Origin of the sequence: Roseomonas aerilata DSM 19363 (genome assembly GCF_000711725.1) — a bacterium.
Taxonomy (GTDB): domain Bacteria; phylum Pseudomonadota; class Alphaproteobacteria; order Acetobacterales; family Acetobacteraceae; genus Roseomonas; species Roseomonas aerilata.
The window spans coordinates 123,159-140,409 of sequence record NZ_JONP01000011.1 but is presented as its reverse complement, the minus strand read 5'-3'; the positions used below and the strand labels follow the sequence as shown (position 1 = coordinate 140,409).

The 17,251-nt window shown below is 71.3% G+C and carries 17 protein-coding genes; 12 read left to right on the top strand and 5 right to left on the bottom strand.

What is annotated here, in order from left to right; translation table 11 throughout:
- Position 1: 1 nt before the first annotated feature.
- The 12 genes from BO39_RS14630 to BO39_RS14575 all read left to right on the top strand — a co-directional run bounded on the left by BO39_RS14630 (position 2) and on the right by BO39_RS14575 (position 12,294).
- Positions 2 to 868: a branched-chain amino acid ABC transporter permease gene (locus BO39_RS14630; protein ID WP_043834526.1), complete on the top strand. Its 867-nt coding sequence runs from the start codon at positions 2 to 4 to the stop codon at positions 866 to 868.
- Positions 865 to 1,929: a branched-chain amino acid ABC transporter permease gene (locus BO39_RS14625; RefSeq protein ID WP_052402104.1), complete on the top strand. Its 1,065-nt coding sequence runs from the start codon at positions 865 to 867 to the stop codon at positions 1,927 to 1,929. The genes BO39_RS14630 and BO39_RS14625 overlap by 4 nt, the downstream gene beginning before the upstream one ends.
- Entirely contained in the window at positions 1,926 to 2,864 is a 939-nt protein-coding gene (kce, locus tag BO39_RS14620; RefSeq protein WP_043834523.1) for a 3,5-dioxohexanoate:acetyl-CoA acetone transferase, read from the top strand. The genes BO39_RS14625 and kce overlap by 4 nt, the downstream gene beginning before the upstream one ends.
- Positions 2,851 to 3,591, top strand: a complete 741-nt coding sequence (locus BO39_RS14615; protein WP_052402103.1) for a dienelactone hydrolase family protein — start codon at positions 2,851 to 2,853, stop codon at positions 3,589 to 3,591. The genes kce and BO39_RS14615 overlap by 14 nt, the downstream gene beginning before the upstream one ends.
- Before the next feature lie 177 nt (positions 3,592 to 3,768).
- Positions 3,769 to 4,779 (top strand): Bug family tripartite tricarboxylate transporter substrate binding protein, encoded by a 1,011-nt coding sequence (locus tag BO39_RS14610; protein ID WP_169742764.1) that lies wholly within the window; start codon positions 3,769 to 3,771, stop codon positions 4,777 to 4,779.
- Between the two features lie 106 nt (positions 4,780 to 4,885).
- Positions 4,886 to 5,842 carry an amidohydrolase family protein gene (locus BO39_RS14605; protein ID WP_211257458.1) on the top strand — a complete coding sequence of 319 codons (957 nt, stop codon included), beginning with the start codon at positions 4,886 to 4,888 and terminating at the stop codon, positions 5,840 to 5,842.
- Between the two features lie 17 nt (positions 5,843 to 5,859).
- On the top strand, positions 5,860 to 8,157 hold the full coding sequence (locus BO39_RS14600; RefSeq protein ID WP_043834521.1) for a xanthine dehydrogenase family protein molybdopterin-binding subunit: 2,298 nt from the start codon (positions 5,860 to 5,862) through the stop codon (positions 8,155 to 8,157).
- A 9-nt stretch (positions 8,158 to 8,166) separates the two neighbouring features.
- A complete protein-coding gene (locus BO39_RS14595; protein ID WP_043834519.1) occupies positions 8,167 to 9,162 on the top strand; it encodes an amidohydrolase family protein in 996 nt (331 codons plus the stop codon).
- A 174-nt stretch (positions 9,163 to 9,336) separates the two neighbouring features.
- On the top strand, positions 9,337 to 10,359 hold the full coding sequence (locus BO39_RS14590; protein ID WP_043834516.1) for an amidohydrolase family protein: 1,023 nt from the start codon (positions 9,337 to 9,339) through the stop codon (positions 10,357 to 10,359).
- A gap of 102 nt (positions 10,360 to 10,461) precedes the next feature.
- The gene (locus BO39_RS14585) at positions 10,462 to 11,451 is read left to right on the top strand and encodes a Bug family tripartite tricarboxylate transporter substrate binding protein (protein ID WP_043834515.1); all 990 of its coding nucleotides are present in this window, start codon (positions 10,462 to 10,464) and stop codon (positions 11,449 to 11,451) included.
- Between the two features lie 97 nt (positions 11,452 to 11,548).
- Positions 11,549 to 11,881, top strand: coding sequence for a DHCW motif cupin fold protein (locus BO39_RS14580; RefSeq protein WP_043834513.1), 333 nt, complete (start codon positions 11,549 to 11,551; stop codon positions 11,879 to 11,881).
- Between the two features lie 218 nt (positions 11,882 to 12,099).
- Positions 12,100 to 12,294 carry a hypothetical protein gene (locus BO39_RS14575; RefSeq protein WP_043834511.1) on the top strand — a complete coding sequence of 65 codons (195 nt, stop codon included), beginning with the start codon at positions 12,100 to 12,102 and terminating at the stop codon, positions 12,292 to 12,294.
- A 28-nt stretch (positions 12,295 to 12,322) separates the two neighbouring features.
- On the opposite strand, the gene BO39_RS14570 is transcribed toward BO39_RS14575, so the two are convergent.
- Genes BO39_RS14570 through BO39_RS14550 form a run of 5 tightly spaced genes read right to left on the bottom strand, consistent with a single transcriptional unit; the run spans position 12,323 to position 17,223 of the window.
- The gene (locus BO39_RS14570; RefSeq protein WP_084698118.1) at positions 12,323 to 13,501 is read right to left on the bottom strand and encodes an amidase; all 1,179 of its coding nucleotides are present in this window, start codon (positions 13,499 to 13,501) and stop codon (positions 12,323 to 12,325) included.
- Positions 13,498 to 14,400 carry a polysaccharide deacetylase family protein gene (locus BO39_RS14565; protein WP_043834507.1) on the bottom strand — a complete coding sequence of 301 codons (903 nt, stop codon included), beginning with the start codon at positions 14,398 to 14,400 and terminating at the stop codon, positions 13,498 to 13,500. The genes BO39_RS14570 and BO39_RS14565 overlap by 4 nt, the downstream gene beginning before the upstream one ends.
- Positions 14,400 to 14,909, bottom strand: a complete 510-nt coding sequence (locus BO39_RS14560; protein ID WP_043834504.1) for an ureidoglycolate lyase — start codon at positions 14,907 to 14,909, stop codon at positions 14,400 to 14,402. Before BO39_RS14560 ends, BO39_RS14565 begins: the two co-directional genes overlap by 1 nt.
- Positions 14,906 to 15,790: an alpha/beta hydrolase gene (locus tag BO39_RS29965; RefSeq protein WP_052402101.1), complete on the bottom strand. Its 885-nt coding sequence runs from the start codon at positions 15,788 to 15,790 to the stop codon at positions 14,906 to 14,908. The genes BO39_RS14560 and BO39_RS29965 overlap by 4 nt, the downstream gene beginning before the upstream one ends.
- Positions 15,787 to 17,223: an FAD/NAD(P)-binding protein gene (locus tag BO39_RS14550; RefSeq protein WP_052402100.1), complete on the bottom strand. Its 1,437-nt coding sequence runs from the start codon at positions 17,221 to 17,223 to the stop codon at positions 15,787 to 15,789. Before BO39_RS14550 ends, BO39_RS29965 begins: the two co-directional genes overlap by 4 nt.
- Positions 17,224 to 17,251 lie beyond the last annotated feature (28 nt).

Here is a 17,251-nt window from a genome sequence, read left to right as displayed (position 1 = left end):
GATGGAATGGATCAACGCGATCATCCAGGGCGTGCTGCTGGGGGGGCTGTACGGCCTCTTCGCGGCCGGGCTCTCGCTCATCTTCGGCGTCATGCGGCTGGTGAACATCGCGCATGGCGACCTGATCGTGCTGGCCGCCTATCTCGCGCTGGTGGTCACGGGGGCGCTCGGCCTGGGGCCGCTGACCTCGCTCCTGCTTGTGGTGCCGTTGATGGCGGCGATCGGCTACGGCTTGCAGCGGCTTCTGCTGAACCGGGCACTGGGCGACGACCTGCTGCCGCCCCTGCTGGTCACCTTCGGGCTGTCTGTCATCATCCAGAACGGGCTGCTGGAAGCTTTCTCCGCCGACAGCCGGCGCCTGCAGGCCGGGGCGATCGAGACGGCGGCCCTGCCGCTCGGTGGCGGCCTGGCGGTGGGCGTGCTGCCGCTGCTGCAATTCGGCGTGGCCGTCGCGGCGATCGCGGGGCTGCAGCTTCTATCGTGGCGCACGCCGCTCGGCCGCGCCTTCCGCGCGACGGCGGATGACCCGGAGGTTGCGCGGCTGATGGGGCTCGACAACCGGCACGTCTTTGCCCTGGCCATGGCGCTGTCGCTGGCCGTGGTGGCGCTGGCGGGTGTGTTCCTGGCGGTGCGCACAAACTTCGACCCGGCGATCGGCCCGGCACGCCTCATCTTCGGTTTCGAGGCGGTGATCATCGGCGGCCTCGGCAGCCTCTGGGGCACGCTGGCGGGCGGCGTGCTGCTCGGCGTCGCCCAGTCCATCGGGGCGCAGATCGACCCGGGCTGGCAGATCCTCGCGGGGCACCTCCTCTTCCTCCTCGTGCTCGCCGTCCGGCCCGAGGGGCTTTTCCCGAGGTTGCGCGGATGAGCGCCGTCCACGTCACTCATGGCACGCGCGCGAGCCGGGTTGGGCTGCCGCTCTTCATCCTGCTGCTGGCCGTCCTGGCCGCTGCGCCCTGGTGGACGGACCGCCAGGGCATGCGGCTGCTGGGCGAGATCTACGCCTATGCGGCGCTGGCCAGCCTCTGGAACCTCCTGGCGGGCTATGCCGGGCTGGTGACGGTGGGGCAGCAGGCTTTCGTGGGGCTTGGCGCCTATGCTCTCTTCTCGCTCTCGCTGCTGCTCGGCCTGAACCCGCTCTGGGGCATCCCGGCCGCAGGGCTGATCGGCGCCTTGGCCGCGGTGCCTGTGGCCGCTTTGACCTTTCGGCTGCGCGGCGCCTATTTCGCCATCGGCACCTGGGTAGTGGCGGAGGTGTTCCGCCTTTTCGCAGCGCAGTTCACCGCGCTGGGCGGCGGGTCGGGCACCAGCCTGCCGGCTTCGGTCGTGGCCTCCATCGCCAGCGGGCGAGCGGCACGGGAACAACTTCTCTACTGGCTGGCGCTTGGCCTGGCGGTCGTGGTTCTCCTCGCGATCCTGCTGCTGCTGCGCTCGCGCCACGGCCTGGCGCTCGCGGCCATCCGGGACAATGAGGTGGCCGCGCGCTCCTGCGGGATCGAGGTGGACCGGACGCGGCTGGTGGTCTTCGTCCTCGCCTCGGCCGGCGCCGCGATGGTGGGGGCGCTGATCTTCCTCCAGAAGCTCCGCATCTCGCCGGACGCCGCCTTCAGCGTGAACGATTGGACGGCGCTCGTGATCTTCATCGCTGTGATCGGTGGCATCGGGCGCGTGGAGGGGCCGCTGATCGGCACCGCCATCTTCTTCCTCCTGCGCGAGACCCTGTCGCAGCTCGGCAGCCTCTATCTCATGGTGCTCGGCGCGGTCGCGATCGCGGTCATGCTCTTCGCGCCGCGCGGCCTCTGGGGGGTGCTGGCGGACCGGCTGGGCTGGCAGGTCTTCCCGCTGGCGCGGCGGCTCGAGGCGCAAGCCGCCGGGCCGCCGCTTCGCGCTCCCCTGGTTTCCACCCCCTCGTCGAGAGAACCGTCATGAGCAGCCTTCGCAACAAGGTCATCATCACCTGCGCGGTCACGGGGGGGATCCACACCCCCACCATGTCCGACGCCCTGCCCATCACCCCGAACGAGATCACGGAGCAGGCGGTGGCGGCGGCGGAAGCGGGAGCCTCCATCCTCCACCTGCACGCGCGCGACCCCGAGACCGGCAAGCCCACGCCGGACCCGGACGTGTTCATGCAGTTCCTGCCGCGCATCAAGCAAGCCACGGGGGCGGTGCTGAACGTCACCACCGGCGGCGGGCTGAACATGACGGTGGAGGACCGTCTCGCCGCGCCGCTCCGCGCGAAGCCCGAGATGTGCTCGCTCAACATGGGCTCGATGAACTTCGCCATCTTCGGCCTGGCGGACCGCTACAAGACCTGGAAGCACGACTGGGAGGAGCCCTATCTGCGGGGCACCGACGACTTCATCTTCCGCAACACCTTTCGCGACATCGAGCGCATCCTTCAACTGCTCGGCAAGGACCACGGAACGCGCTTCGAGCACGAGTGCTACGACGTCGGGCACCTCTATAACCTGGCGCACTTCGTGGACCGCAAGCTGATCGAACCGCCCTTCTTCGTGCAGACGATCTTCGGCATCCTCGGCGGCATCGGCAGCGACTGGGACAACGTGCTCTTCATGAAGCGCACGGCAGACCGGCTCTTCGGCACGGACTACGTCTGGTCGGTGCTCGCCGCCGGGCGTCAGCAGATGCCGATCTGCACCCAGGCCGCGATGATGGGCGGCAACGTGCGCGTGGGGCTGGAGGACAGCCTCTATATCGGCCGTGGCAAGCTCGCCTCATCCAACGCCGAGCAGGTCGCGAAGATCCGCCGCATCATCGAGGAGCTGGGCCTTGAGGTCGCAACCCCCGAGGAAGCGCGCCAAGCCCTCGCCCTGAAGGGGGCCGATCTTGTCGGGTTCTGAGGCCGCCACCGAGACGCTGCGCTATGCAAGCGGCGATCTCACCTGCGCGGGCACGCTCGTCATCGGGCCGCGCGCGGACCGGAGCAGCCCGCTGCTGCTGGTTTCGCCCAACTGGCTGGGCACTACGCCTGAAGCCGGTTCCCGCGCCGCCCGCATCGCGGGCGAGAGGGGCATCGCGCTCGTCGCGGACATGTATGGCGATGGCCGGACCGCCAAGGGACCGGAGGACGCGGGGCCGCTGGCCGACGCGCTGCGCCGCGACCCCGCGGAGCGCCGCCGCCGCATCGTGGCCGCGCTCCACGCGCTGACCGCCGAAGCGGCGCGGCGCGGCCTGGGCGATCCGGCGATGCGCGCCGCCATCGGCTTCTGCTTCGGTGGCGGCAACGTGCTGGAACTCGCCCGCACCGGCGCGGACATCCGGGCCGCGATCTCGCTGCACGGCGACCTCACCAGCCCGATGCCGGCCATGCACGGCACGGTGCGCGCGGCGCTGCTCGTCCTGCACGGGTCGCGTGATCCGGTGGCACCGAAAGCGGAGCGCGACGCCTTCGAGGCGGAGATGGACGCGGCCGGCGCGAACTGGCGAATGATGACCTTCGGCGGCCTCGTCCACTCCTTCTGCGAGGAGGACGCCGCGGTGCCTGGGATCGCCGAGTATAACGAGGCCGCGGCGTGGGCGAGCTACCGCATGATCCGCGACTTCCTGGCCGAAACCTTCGCGGCCTAGCGCGCGGCCGAAGCGTCCCGGCATCCACCGGAGCGCTTCCGCCACCCCGGTCCGAGCGCGAATGAGACACCCGTCATGCGATCGTCGTTGACCGGGATGTGGGACACACATACCGTATCGTGGACAACGAAAAGAATGCGCGTCGTAAAGGCCGCGCCGAAACGGGAGAAGGTCGTCATGAACAAGCGGAAGTCGCTTCGCCGTTCGCTCCTGCTGCTGGCCGCCGGGTTGATGGGCGACCTCGCCTCTATCACGGGGGCGCAGGCCCAGGGAGGTGCCCAGCCCGCCGGCGCCTGGCCCAACCGCCCCGTGCGCGTCATCATCCCCCAGCCGCCCGGCGGCGTGCTGGACATCCTCATCCGCGCCCTCGCCGAGCCGCTGCGCCAGCAGTTCGGCCAGCCGATCGTGGTGGAAAACCGCCCCGGTGGGAACAACGTGGTCGGCCTCGAGGCCTGCGCGGGCGCGGCGCCCGATGGCTACACGATCTGCGCCGTCTCGGCCGAGGTGCTCTCGACCTACCCGCTCGTAGAGCCCGCGCTCTACGCCCGCTACAGCTCGATCGTGCCAGCGACGCTCATCGCGCGGAATGCGGGCGTGCTGCTCGCCAATCCCGCCGTGCCCGCGAAGGACCTGCGCGAGTTCGTCACCTGGGCGCGCGGGCAGACGGGCCTGAACTACTCCTCTTCCGGCCAGGGCTCCACGCCGCATCTCCTCTGGGAATTCATCAAGCAGCACGACGGGCTGCGGATCGAGCACGTGCCCTATCGCGGCATCATCGAGGCCTTCAACGAAATGGCGGCCGGGCGCGTGCAGGTCTCCTACATCGCCCTCGGCTTCGCGCTGGAGCCGATCGCGACGGGGCGGGTAAAGCCGCTGGCGGTGCTTGGCAGCCGCCGCTCGCCACGCCTGCCGGAGGTGCCCTCCCTCGGCGAACTCGGCTACGAGTTCCCCTATGACGGCCCCTGGTGGGGCTTCGCCGCGCCCGCCGGCACGCCCGCGCCGGTGATGGAGCGCATCGCGGCCGCGACACGCGCGGCGCTGCAGGACGCCAATCTCCGCACTCGCCTGCTGGAGCCCCAGGCCTACGAGGCCGTCGGCAACACCCCCGCCGAGTTCGCCGCGATCATCGAGGAGGAGCGCACGCGCGGCGTGGCCATCGTGCGCGCGGCCGGCATCGAGGTGCGATAGTCCTGCGGCGCAGCTTGCTGCGCTCGCACCGCGGCGCGGCCTGATCGCGCCGCGCATCCTTCCCAGACGCCGGCCGTAGCCGGACTCGCCGTGACGGAGATGAGGCTTGATCAGCAAGATCGCGCTTGAGGAACACTTCATGACCCCGGGCATGGAGGAGTACTGGCGGGCGACGGTGGAGGACCTTCCACCCGCGCTCTACAAGGACATTCACGGCCGCCTCTCGGATTTCGGGGAGAGCCGCCTGGCCTCGATGGACACGGCCGGTATCTCGCGCGCGGTGCTCTCGCTCGCGGGGCCGGGCGTGCAGGCGGAACCGGACACCGCGACCGCCATCCGCCGCGCGAAGGAGGCGAACGACGCGCTGGCTGCCGAGATCACGAAGCGCCCCGACCGTTATTCCGGCTTCGCGCACCTGCCGATGCAGGATGGCCGCGCGGCGGCGGATGAGCTGGAGCGCAGCGTGCGCGAGCTTGGCCTCGTCGGCGGCATGGTGAACGGCCAGACCGATGCCACCTACCTCGACCACGACAAGTACGAGCCTTTCTGGGAACGGGCGGCCGCGCTGGGCGTACCGATCTACATTCACCCGAACGACCCGCCCGCGCCCTATGGCGGCTGGGCGGATGCCAAGATCCTCTCCCGCGCCACCTGGGGCTGGACGGTGGAGACGGCGACGCACGCGTTGCGCCTCGTCTTTGGGGGCGTCTTCGACCGTCATCCCAACGCCCGCGTTATCCTCGGCCACATGGGGGAGACGCTGCCCTTCCTGCTGTGGCGCCTCGACAGCCGCGCGAAGCTCTACAAGGCGGAGCGTCCGCTGAAGAAGGAGCCCTCCGCCTATATACGGGAGAACATCCTTGTCACCACCTCCGGCCAGTGCGCAAAGGAGCCGCTGCTCTGCACCCTCGCCTCGCTCGGCGAGGACCGGGTGATGTTCGCGGTGGACTACCCCTTCGAAGCGGCCGACATTGCCGGCCGCTTCCTCGACGAGGTGCCCGTCAGCGACGCGGTGCGCGAGGGAATCGCGAGCGGGAACGCGAAGCGCCTGCTCGGCCTGTAACGCGCGGAGGGGGCGGCATGGGACATTGGAGCATCGGCCGGCGGGTCGAGGACGAGGCGCTGCTGCGCGGCCTTGGCCGCTACTCCGATGACGAGATGGCGGAGGGCGCGGCCTGCGCCTTCTTCCTCCGCTCTCCCCACGCCCATGCCGCTATCAGCAGCATCGATACGGACGCCGCGCGCGCGATGCCTGGCGTGCTCACGGTCCTGACCAGCGAGGATCTCGCAGGTTTCGGCAGCGTCACCAGCCCCATGCCCGTTCGCGGGCGCGACGGTGTGCCGATCCGCCCCGTGCACCGGCCAGCGCTGGCGAGGGGCCGCGTGCTGCATCTCGGCGAGCCCGTCGTGCTCGTCGTGGCCGAGACGGCCGCCCAGGCGCAGGACGCGGCGGAGGCGGTGGCGGTGGATTACGAACCGCTGCCCGCCGTGACCGATGCCGCTGCCGCGCTCACCCCGGGTGCGCCGGTGCTCTGGCCTGAAGCGGCACCGGGGAACCTCGCGCTCGATTGGGTGGGCCCGCCCGACCCGGACGGGACGATGGCCATGGCGGTGGAGGCCGCCTTTGCCCGCGCGGCGCTCGTCGCGCGCGTCGAGGTGCCGATCGGGCGGCTGGTCGTCGCCTCCCTGGAGCCGCGCGCCGCGACCGCCCTGCACGACCCCGGCACAGGCCGCTATACGCTGATCACCGGCTCCCAGGGCGCCGCGGGCATGCGCCAGGGCGTCGCGGCCTCCATGGGCATTCCGGAAGCCGCTCTGCGCGTGGTGAGCCACGATGTCGGCGGCGCCTTCGGCATGAAGTCAGGCAACTACCCGGAATACCCGGCCCTGCTGCGCGCGGCGGAGCGGCTGGGGCGGCCGGTGCGCTGGGTCTCCACGCGCTCGGAGGCCTTCCTGACCGACAACCAGGGTCGCGGCAGCGACTGGACGGCCGAGCTGGCGCTGGACGCCGAGGGCCGCTTCCTCGCGCTGCGCGTAGAGGGCGTGGCGGATCTCGGCGCCTACCTCACCCAAGCCGCGGCCTTCGTGCCGACCGGCCTGGTGATGATGTGCCTGCCGGGAATGTACGACATCCCGCACATCACCCTCCACACGCGCTGCGCCTTCACCAACACGGTGCCCACCGGCCCCTATCGAGGCGCGGGGCGGCCAGAGATCAACCTGTTGCTGGAGCGCGCGGTGGAGGAGGCAGCCCGGCTGCGCGGCGAGAGCGGCGCGGCGCTGCGCCGACGCAACCTCATCCCGCCCGCGCGCATGCCCTATGCCACGGCGGTCGGCACCACTTATGACAGCGGCGACTTCCCGGCGATCCTCGATGCCGCGCTGAGGGCCGCGGACCACGAGGGCTTCCCGGCCCGCCGCGCGGAGGCCGCCACGCGGGGGCGACTGCGCGGCATCGGCTTCGCCTGCTTCCTGGAGAATGCCGGCGTGATGCCGGAGGAGCCGGCGCGCATCGCCTTCACCGCGGGCGGGGAGGTGCATGTCAGCATCAACTCCGTCTCCAGCGGGCAGGGGCATCAGACCGTGTTCGGTGACCTCGTGGCAGAGCGGCTGGGCGTGCCGCGGGATGCCGTGCGCGTCACCAAGGGCGACAGCGATCGCGACGTGCCCGGCTTCGGCGCCGTCGCCTCGCGCTCCGCCATGACGGTGGGAGGCGCCATCGCCAACACGGCGGACGAGGTGCTGCGCAAGGCGCGTCCCGTCGCCGCCCTGCTGCTGCAGGCGCGGGAAGAGGACGTGGCCTATGCAGAGGGCCGTTTCTCCGCGGGTGCCGCGGGCGGCGTCGGCCTGATCGAGGTCGCGGCGCGAGCGGTGGAACTCGGCACGCCGCTCGACACCACGGGCAAGGTCATGGCCCCCACCACCTTCCCCAATGGCTGCCACGTGGCCGAGGTGGAGATCGACCCCGAAACAGGAGCGGCCCAGGTCGTCTCCTACCTCGCCGTGGATGATTGCGGGCGGGTGCTGAACACGATGGTGGTGGAGGGGCAGATCATGGGCGGCGTCGCTCAGGGCCTCGGCCAGGCGCTGACGGAGCGCGTGGCAATGGATGCCGATGGGCAACTCATCTCCGGCTCCTTCATGGACTACGCCCTGCCGCGCGCCGAGGACGTGCCGCCGATCCGCGGGCTGCACATCGAGGTTCCCTCGACGACCAATCCGCTGGGGGTGAAGGGCACCGGCGAGGCCGGAACCACGGCGGCACCTCCAGCCATCCTTGGCGCGATCACCAACGCCCTGCCGCCCGAGGCCGCCGCCCGCCTGGTGCTGCCCGCCACCCCCGAGCGCATCTGGCAAGCCCTGCGCGCCGCCAGCTGAGGAACAGGCATGATCGACATCTACACGCATATCCTGCCGCGTGCCTTCTCGGAGGCGCTGGGGAAGGTCTCGCCCAAGCTCGGCAACATCACCGCCCGGCTGCAGGGCGTGCGCGCGCTGCACGACCTCGACGCCCGCTTCCGCGCCATGGACGAGGTGCCCGGCTACAGCCAGGTCATCTCGCTGCCCAACCCGCCGCTCGAGGACATCGTCTCGGCACCCCAGGCCGCCGACCTCGCGCGCATCGCCAACGACGCCATGGCCGAGCTCTGCGCCCGCCACCCCGAGCGCTTCCCCGCCTTCGTCGCCACCCTCTCCCTCCTCGACCCCGAGGACGCGCTCCGCGAGGCGGACCGCGCCATCACGACGCTTGGCGCCCGCGGCGTGCAGATCTTCACCAACGTCGCGGGCAAGCCGCTGGACCTGCCCGAGTACCAGCCGCTCTTCGCCGCCATGGCCGGGCACGACCTGCCGGTCTGGCTCCACCCCGCCCGCACCGCCGACATGGCGGACTACGCGAGCGAGCCGAAGTCGCGCTTCGAGATGTGGTGGTGCTTCGGCTGGCCCTACGAGACCTCCGTCGCCATGGCCCGCCTCGTGCTGTCGGGCCTCTTCGACCAGCACCCCACCCTCAAGATCATCACCCACCACGGCGGCGGCATGATCCCGACCTTCGACGGCCGCGTCGGCCCCGGCATGGCCGTGCTCGGCAGCCGCACCACCGACGAGGACCTCTCGGGCATCCTCCCCGCCCTCAGGCGACCCCACCTCGACTACTTCCGCGACTTCTACGCCGACACCGCCATGTTCGGCTCCGGCACCGGACTGCCCGCCTCCCTCGCCTTCTTCGGCCACGAGCACCTCGTCTTCTCGACCGATGCACCGCTCGGGCCCATCCCCGAGACCCTGCGCGCGCTGGAAGGGCTGGACCTGACGCCGGAGCAGCGCCACGCGGTCATGCGGGGCAATGCCGAGCGCCTGTTGCGGCTCCACGCGCGCGACTGATCGCCGGTGAAGCGGCGCGGCTCACCGCACCGTTGGTGCGCGCGGCCTGGACGGGCCGGTGGCGCTGGTTAAGCATGTTGCCATCGGCGACGACCCGTGTCCGAGCGGGCATCCCGAGTGGCCGGAGGCGGGTGGCGCGCCCACCCCTCCACCAACAAGAAACGAGGAAACGCCGTGCGCTACGTCGATGCCTTCTGCCATTTCTTTCCCAAGCGCCTCTGGGACCGGATCCTGACCCTGGAGGGCGCTGGCGCTGGCATTGGGTCGCGCATGCGCGGCATTCCCGCCATCTACGACCTGGATGAGCGGATGCGCGTGATGGATCTGTTCAGCCAGCACGATTACACGCAGGTCATCTCGCTCGGCATGCCGCCGCTGGAACAACTCGGCACGCCCGAGGTCTCGGTGGAGCTCGCGAAGCTCGCGAATGACGGCATGGCGGAGCTCGTGCAGAAGCACCCCGATCGCTTCGCCGGCTACGCCGCCGCCCTGCCGATGAACGACCCCGACGCCGCCGTGCGCGAGGCCGAGCGCGCCTTCCGCGACCTCGGCGCCAATGCCGTGCAGATCCACAGCAACATCAACGGCGCGCCGCTCGACGAGGAGCGCTTCTTCCCGATCTTCGAGATGGCGGCGAAGCACGGCAAGCCGGTCTGCCTGCATCCCTCCCGCGGCAACGAGGTGACCGACTACGTCACGGAACCGAAGTCTCGCTACGAGATCTGGTGGACCTTCGGCTGGCCCTACGAGACCTCCGCCGCTATGGCCCGCCTTGTCTTCGGCGGCGTGATGGACCGGCTGCCGGACCTCAAGATCCTCGCCCACCACCTCGGCGCCATGGTTCCCTATTTCGAGGGGCGCGTGGGGCCCGGCTGGGACCAGCTCGGCAAGCGCACGACGGACGAGGATCTCTCGGGCGTGCTTGCCGGACTCAAGAAGCGGCCGCTCGACTACTTCAAGGCCATGCACGCCGACAGCGCCACTTTCGGCTCGCGCGCGGCGACCGTCTGCGGTCTCGACTTCTACGGCGCCGACAAGGTTCTTTTCGCCTCCGACTGCCCTTTCGATCCCGAGCGTGGTCCCGGCTACATCCGCGAGACGATCAAGGTGCTCGAGAGCATCGACATGCCCGAGGAGGACCGGCTGAAGATCAACTACCGCAACGCCGAAGGCTTCTTCGGGCTCAAGCCCCGCTGACGCATCGGGCGGCGCGCCCTCTCGCGCGCCGCCCCCAAGCGACGCTCGCAACGACGAGGGCGACGCCGGGACAACCGGCGCGCCGGAGAGGGGAGGTTCGCCATGCTCACCCGCCGACAGGCCGCGGCCGCCGGGCTGCTCGCGCTCGCGGCACCCGCCGCCGCCCAGGAAGGCGCCCCGGAGGCGGGCGCCACTCGCCTGCCGGACGGCCCCGTGAACATCATCGTCGGCTCCGCGCCGGGCACCGGCAACGACATCCTCGCGCGCCTCATGCAGCCCTACCTGCAGCAGCGCCTGGGGCAGCCGGTCGTGGTGGAGAACCGCGTGGGCGCCAGCGGCATCATCGCCGCCCAGGCCGTCTCCCGCGCGGCCCCCGACGGACGCACGCTGCTGGTGATGGGCGATCCCTTCGTCACCAGCCCCAGCCTGACGAAGAGCCTGCCCTACGATCCCGTCGCGGGCTTCTCCTTCCTCATCCGCCTCGCCAGCGGCGTTGTCGTGCTGGCGGTGAAGGCGGATTCGCCGGCCAACGACCTCCGCGGCTTCGTGGAACTGGCGCGGGCGAACCCAGGGCGGCTCAACTACGCCTCCCCCGGCAACGGCACGCCCCATCACATGATCATGGAGATGTTCAAGGTGACGAACCACCTGGACATCGCCCATGTGCCCTATCGCGCCGCCTCGCAGGCCCTCCAGGACCTCATCGGCAAGCGGATCGACGCGATGATGGTGCCCGTCCACGTCGCGTTGCCGATGGCGCGCGATGGGCAGATCAGGATCCTCGCCATCGTGGCCGATAAGCGCTCGGCGGAGGCGCCGGAGGTGCCGACCATGGCGGAGGCGGGCTTTCCCATGACGAGCGCCACCCTCCTCTTCGGCCTCTTCGGCCCTGCCAACATGCCGCCCGCCCTCGTCGCCAGGATCAACGCGGCGGTGAACGGCTGGCTCTCCCTGCCGGAGACGAAGGAGCGGCTGCGCTCCCAGGGAATGGTCGCGGATGGCGGCACGCCGGAGGCCTTCCGCCAGGGCATCGTGAACGACATCGCCCACTGGGCGGGGGTGATCCGCGAGGCCGGGATCACCCCCGACTGACCCGGCGCGGCGCTTGCGGCACGCCAGGCGGGGTGACAGCCTCCGCGCGCCGGCGCGGGGCCATCCCGTCCCGGCGCGCCCCGGAGCATGCGCGCCCATGAAGATCCCCGATCTGCCCTTCACCGTCACCGACTGGGCCGCCGTTCCCACGACCCACCACCCCGGCGAGACCGGGGAGGCCACCTGGCGCAGCTTCGTCGTGGGGGACCTGCGGGTGCGGATGGTGGAGTACTCGCCGGGCTATCTCGCGGACCACTGGTGCGACCGCGGCCATGTGCTGACCGTGCTGGAGGGCGAGCTGGAGACCGAACTGCGCGATGGCCGCCGTTTTACGCTGCGGCCCGGCATGAGTTACCAGGTCTCCGACTTCGGGGATGCCGCGCACCGATCCTCGACGCGAACCGGGGCGCGGCTGTTCATCGTTGACTGACACGCGTCGACCCGGCTGGGCGCTTTCACGGCCGTCTCCGGGCCCCAGGCGGGACAGAAATTTCGACGTCCCATAACAAAATAAAGACCAGGTTAAAAAAGAGAGTGCAAAATCGATTTGGATGATCAACCAATTCCTGAAGGAAGCGTTAAGCGCCCGAACCGACCTCTGGCCACCCCCCCTGGCCAAGGGCCCCTCGACACGGCTCAGGAATCCCCATGGCAGTTCTCTTCCTTCGCCGCAGCATCTTCCTTCTCGTTGCCCTCTTCGCGGTGAAATCTACCCCCGTCGCGGCCCTTCAGGAGTTCGCGCGGGAGATCCATCCCCTTTTTACGACGGGTACCTCGGTCTGGGTGCTCTCCGCCCTACTTGCCGCGATCCTCGTCAGCCATCCCGGCCTGCGCCGGCGCTGAGCCGGCCAGGCCATAGCGGGCGGGCAGATCAGGCCACCGGGAGGCCCCATCCGGCCACCGCATCCAGAAGCGCCAGATCCGCTCCGCGCGCGCCGATGACGGAAAGCCCGATCGGGCACCCGTTCAGCAGCCCCGCGGGCATGGAAACCTGGGGCAGGCCGCCCAGGCCCGCGATGCAGGTCAGCGTCATTGCCCGCGTGCGAAAGGCCTCCAGCTCCGCGGCCGGTGTCGCCAAGCGGGGCGCGATGCCTGGGGCGGTGGGCAACAAGAGCGCGGTGCCCGGCGGCAGGGCGGCGTCCAGCACGCGCAGGGCGGCGTTGCGCCCGGCCTCGGCGGCCTGCTCGGCCTCCTCGTTCAGGCTCGAGGCCCAGGAGAAGCGCTCGCGGACCCCGGGACCGAAGGCCGGCTCCACCGCGGTCACCCATTCCCCATGGGTGCGCCAGGCGTCGCGGCCTTGCAGAACCCGGAAATCGCCGAACCAGCCGGACAGCCCCTCCGGCGCCGGCGCCAGCCGCGCGGACTCGACCGGCAGGCGCTCCGCCAGCATTGCGACGGCCGGCGCCAGCGCGCCGCCGACCTCTGCCCCTGCCAGCTCGAAGGCGTCCTCCAGCCGGACGAGGCGGGTGATCGGCGCCGCCTCCACTTGGGGCAGCAGGGTGCGACCGACGCGCGCCAGCAACCCGGCCTCGCGCGCGAACCAGCCGACCACGTCGAAGCGCGGCGCCAGCGGCACCAGTCCGCCCACCGGCACCGCCCCGTGCGTGGTGCGGATGCCGAACAGCCCGCAATAGGAGGCGGGCACCCGCACGGAGCCGCCCGTGTCGGTGCCGAGCGCCGTGTCCACCGCCCCGCCCGCGACGGCCGAGGCCGAGCCGGAGGAGGAACCACCGGGAATGCGCCCTGGCGCCCGCGTGTTCACGGGCGTGCCGTAATGCGCGTTCTCGCCGTTGAGGGAGAAGGCCAGCTCGTCCGTATGCGTCTTGCCCGATAGGGTGGCGCCGGCGGCCAGCATCGCCGCGACCGCTTCGGCGTGGCGCGCCGGCACCGGATGGGTGCGCGCCCAGTCCGGGTTGCCCGCGCCGGTCGCGAAGCCCGCGACATCAAAAAGGTCCTTGGCCGCGAAGGTGATCCCGGAGAGCGCGCCACCCGGCGAGCCCGCGATATGCGGCTGCGGTCCGGGGGTGAAGGCGTTCAGCGGGTCGGTCATGCTCTCTTTCCTTGGGCGCATAGAATCGGCCGGGCATGGGCGGCGATGGCGCCCGGCGTGCAGAGCCACACTTCCCCCGCGATGGCGGCCGCGGCAAGCCGGGCAAGGATCCGCCGCAGGTGTCGCAGCCGCGCCGGCCAGCCGACGAGGAAGGGGTGGAGCGAGAGGTTGAAGACGATCGGGTGGCGGGCGGAAAGGCGCAGCGTCTCTTCGAAGCCGTCCAGCGTGGCATCCGCCCATTCGGCGGGCGTCCACTTGGCCGCGTGCAGCGCCGGCAGGTCGTTCAGCGGGCGGGCATAGGGCACGGCCACGAGGTCGCGACCAGTCTCGGTGGAGAGAAGGGTCGGCTGGTCGTCATGCGGCCAGTCCATGACGTAGTCGAAGCCGGCATCGGCCAGGATCTCCGGCGTGCGGTGCGTCTCGGCCACCCAGGGTCCCATCCAGCCGCGCGGCGGGGCGCCGGTCAGCGCCGAGAGGCGGTCGCGGCACTCCCGGATCATCGCGCGCTCCGCCGCCTCGTCCATGTCGGACTGCCGCTCGGCATTGGTGCGGCCATGGCCGACGATCTCGTCGCCCCGTGCGAGGAGGGCCGCCGGGATCTGCGGGCAGAGGTCGATGATCTCGGTGTTCATCAGCGCGGCGGCCGGCAGCCCGTGCTCGGCCAGCGCGTCCAGCAGGTACCAGATGCCCACCCGATTGCCCCAGTCGCGCCAGCCGAAATTCACCACGTCAGGCTCGGGCAGGGGGTTCACCAGCGGGATGCCCAACCCCTCCGCGAACGGGAAGGCCTCGATGTTGACGGCGATGTAGACGGCGAGCCGCGCGCCGTTCGGCCATTCCCAGACCGGCCGCTCGGGCAGGGGCGAGTAGGCGTAGCGGCCGTGGGTCGCGAGCGGCATCAGGGCGTGATGTCGAGGGCGAGGCCGAAGCGCTGGTCGAGCCGCACCGTGTGGTGGTCCGTGACGTTCGTGTCCGCCAGCTCCAGGTTGAGGAAATCGACCGACGATCCAGTGAAGTAGGGCCCCGCGTGCCAGGTGCCGCGGTGCAGGGCGAGGGCCTTGCCGCTGGGGATGCGGAAGGCCTCCATGGCAGCAGGATCGGGCTCCGCGCCCGCATCGTCCACGTTGCCGGGGGCAGCGAGGGCGATGAACCACTCCTCCCCCTTCGTGGCCGCGAGGCACTGGGTGACGGCGGTGTGGCGGGTGATGCCGGTGACGCGCATCGGCCGTGCCGTCAGCCGCATGATATAGAGCCGGGGCGTGCCGCGCCCGAGTTCGAGCACGGCCTCGGCGGGGCCGAAGGGCGCGCCGTCCTCGCCGGGCTCGATCAGCGTGCCGTAGGGGGCGATTGCCTCGGGCGTCGCCTCGCGTGCGGGGAGGGCGCGGGTCTCGATAGCTGTGTCGCTCATGGCCTAGGCTCCGTAATGCGGGGGGCGGTCAGCATGGCATGGAGGCGCCTCGCCAGGGGCGTTCCCGAATCGAGCACCGCCTCGGCCTGGGAGAAGTGGTCGGCGCCCTCGATCACCATCAGCGTGGCGCGGGGGCCGAGCCGGGCCGCAAGTTCCCCCGCCTGCCGCCGGAACTCGGCCGTCTCCCGCGCCCCGTGGGTGATCGTGACCTCACCGGGTAGCAGCGCGGCACGATGCAGCGGGGAGAGGGCGGCGGCCTCCGCCTCGCTCAGCGAGAGGACCGCGTTGCGGAAGGAGCGGCGCACGGGCTCGAGGTCGTACATGCCACCCATCAGCAGCAGCGAGGCCGGCTGCGCTTCCTCCCGCAGGGCGATGGCCGCCATCGCTGCCAGAGTCGCGCCGGAGGAGATGCCGGCGAGGTGCATGCGCCGCGGATCGATCCCGAGCGCGTCGGCCTCCCGCCGGAGGAAACGCCAGGCCTCGGCCACCTGCGCGGCCATTTCGGCCAGCTTCGCCTCGGGCCGCTTCGCGTGCGTCACCACCGCGTGGGAGATGCCCCATTCGCGCAGCCGGGCCGCCCAGAAGCCTGCGCCGGCGGCATTGCCCGTGCTCCAGCCGCCGCCGTGCACGAGGACAAGAAGTGGCTGCGGCCCGTCCACCCCCTCCACCGGATAGAGGTCGAGGCGCATGGCCGGGTGTGGGCCATAGGCGATGTCGGGCCGGATCGGCAGGGCGGCGCGGTTGCGCTGCGCCAGCGCCCGCAGCCGGGCAAGCGCCGCAGCCCCCTCCGCGCCGGCGGCGGCGTTGTTGTCGTACTGTGCGTCGAGCGCCGCCTGGTCGTAGCTACCCCAGACCGACGCCGGCGCGGAGACCGCGCTCACGCAACGGCCTCCCGCGCGAGCTCGGTGTGGTCGCCGCCGATGAAGTCGCGCCAGGTGGCCGCTTCCTGGTCGAGGAAGAGGCGGCGCTTCACGCCCTCGATCAGCCGCGGCGCCGTGTATTTCATCCCACTGTTGGAGGCCGAGACAGGGCCGAGGCTGAGCGTCGCCCCGCGCGTGATCGTCAGCACACGGGAGAGCCAGAGCGCCCGCCCCACCTCGCGCTCCGTGAAAGCGCCGAGGCGGTCGAGATAGGGGAAGCGGCCGAGCGCCGGGTTGGCCTCCTCCGGCGGCGGGGCGTAGCGGTCGGACCAGAGCGCGGCCTCCGCGGCGATGGCCGCCATCTCAGGCCGTTCGGCGAGGTCCACACGCATGCCGGTGGCGGCGATCACCGCGTCGAAGGCGAAGCGGCGGCCGCCACCCTCCACCAGGATCTCGCCCCCGGTCCAGCGGATGGAATCCCAGGGTGTGGCAGGGTGCAGCGCGAAGCCTGGCGTCGCCAGGGCCGCGTCGTAGGTCGGCTTCGGCGGGCCCTGCCCGATGCTCAGCAGCCGGTGCATCGTGGCCCATTTCCGCGCGTCCGGCAGGTCCACGTAATGGGCGAGGTAGCCCGCATTCTCCATCCAGCGGCGCGGGTTGGTCAGCGGCAGGGCGGGGCGGCGGAAGCAGAGGTCGGCCGAGCGCGCCCCGGCCGCCAGCGCCGCCACCGCCGTGTCGAAGCCCGAGGCTCCGGCGCCCAGCACGCCCACCCGCATGCCGCGCAGGATGGCCGGGTCGAAAGCGTGATTTGCGTGGTGCACCCGGTCGGCCGGCACCGCTTGCGCCATCCAGTCGGGGATGGAGAAGCCGCCGCTGCCGGCCGCCCCGGTGGCGAGGACGCAGCTGCGGGCAAAGACCCTCCGCGGCCCCGCCGTGGTCTCGAAGCCGAGGCGCAGTAGCGCGCCGCCCTCCACCGGCTCCAGCGACGTAAGGCGCCAGCCATTCGTCACCGGCAGATCGAGCGCCTCGCGGTAGAAGTTGAGGTAGTCCATCCAGGCAGTGCGCGGGATGCGGAACATCGCCTCCCACCCCTCCGCCCCGTGCTGCGCCTCCCACCAAGCGCGGAAGGAGAGGGAGGGGAGGCCGAGGTCGGGGCCGGTGAGCGTCTTCGGCGTGCGCAGCATCGACATGCGCGCGAAGGTCACCCAGGGCCCCTCCCGCCCGGGTTCGGCCGCGTCGAAGACCTCGATGCGCTCCACCCGCTCCCGCCGCAGCCCGGCGGCAAGGGTCAGCCCGTACTGGCCCGCGCCGATGACCGCGCAATCGAGCGCCACCGTGCCGTCCGGCGCCGCGACCGGCTCGACCCAGGCCGGGGTGGGGTAGGCGAGGGTTTCGAGATCCCGGCGGATCCGGGATCGCAGGTCGTCGAGCGCGCTGGCACGGGGAATGGGATGCATCAGGGAGCCTGAGGCGGACGTGGTGGGC

Excerpts from the sequence above, each read along its gene's own strand:
- BO39_RS14630 (WP_043834526.1), top strand. The coding sequence starts at position 2 with ATGGAATGGATCAACGCGATCATCCAGGGCGTGCTGCTGGGGGGGCTG.
- BO39_RS14625 (WP_052402104.1), top strand. The coding sequence starts at position 865 with ATGAGCGCCGTCCACGTCACTCATGGCACGCGCGCGAGCCGGGTTGGG.
- kce (WP_043834523.1), top strand. The coding sequence starts at position 1,926 with ATGAGCAGCCTTCGCAACAAGGTCATCATCACCTGCGCGGTCACGGGG.
- BO39_RS14610 (WP_169742764.1), top strand. The coding sequence starts at position 3,769 with ATGAACAAGCGGAAGTCGCTTCGCCGTTCGCTCCTGCTGCTGGCCGCC.
- BO39_RS14600 (WP_043834521.1), top strand. The coding sequence starts at position 5,860 with ATGGGACATTGGAGCATCGGCCGGCGGGTCGAGGACGAGGCGCTGCTG.
- BO39_RS14595 (WP_043834519.1), top strand. The coding sequence starts at position 8,167 with ATGATCGACATCTACACGCATATCCTGCCGCGTGCCTTCTCGGAGGCG.
- BO39_RS14585 (WP_043834515.1), top strand. The coding sequence starts at position 10,462 with ATGCTCACCCGCCGACAGGCCGCGGCCGCCGGGCTGCTCGCGCTCGCG.
- BO39_RS14580 (WP_043834513.1), top strand. The coding sequence starts at position 11,549 with ATGAAGATCCCCGATCTGCCCTTCACCGTCACCGACTGGGCCGCCGTT.
- BO39_RS14575 (WP_043834511.1), top strand. The coding sequence starts at position 12,100 with ATGGCAGTTCTCTTCCTTCGCCGCAGCATCTTCCTTCTCGTTGCCCTC.
- BO39_RS14570 (WP_084698118.1), bottom strand. The coding sequence starts at position 13,501 with ATGACCGACCCGCTGAACGCCTTCACCCCCGGACCGCAGCCGCATATC.
- BO39_RS14565 (WP_043834507.1), bottom strand. The coding sequence starts at position 14,400 with ATGCCGCTCGCGACCCACGGCCGCTACGCCTACTCGCCCCTGCCCGAG.
- BO39_RS14560 (WP_043834504.1), bottom strand. The coding sequence starts at position 14,909 with ATGAGCGACACAGCTATCGAGACCCGCGCCCTCCCCGCACGCGAGGCG.
- BO39_RS14550 (WP_052402100.1), bottom strand. The coding sequence starts at position 17,223 with ATGCATCCCATTCCCCGTGCCAGCGCGCTCGACGACCTGCGATCCCGG.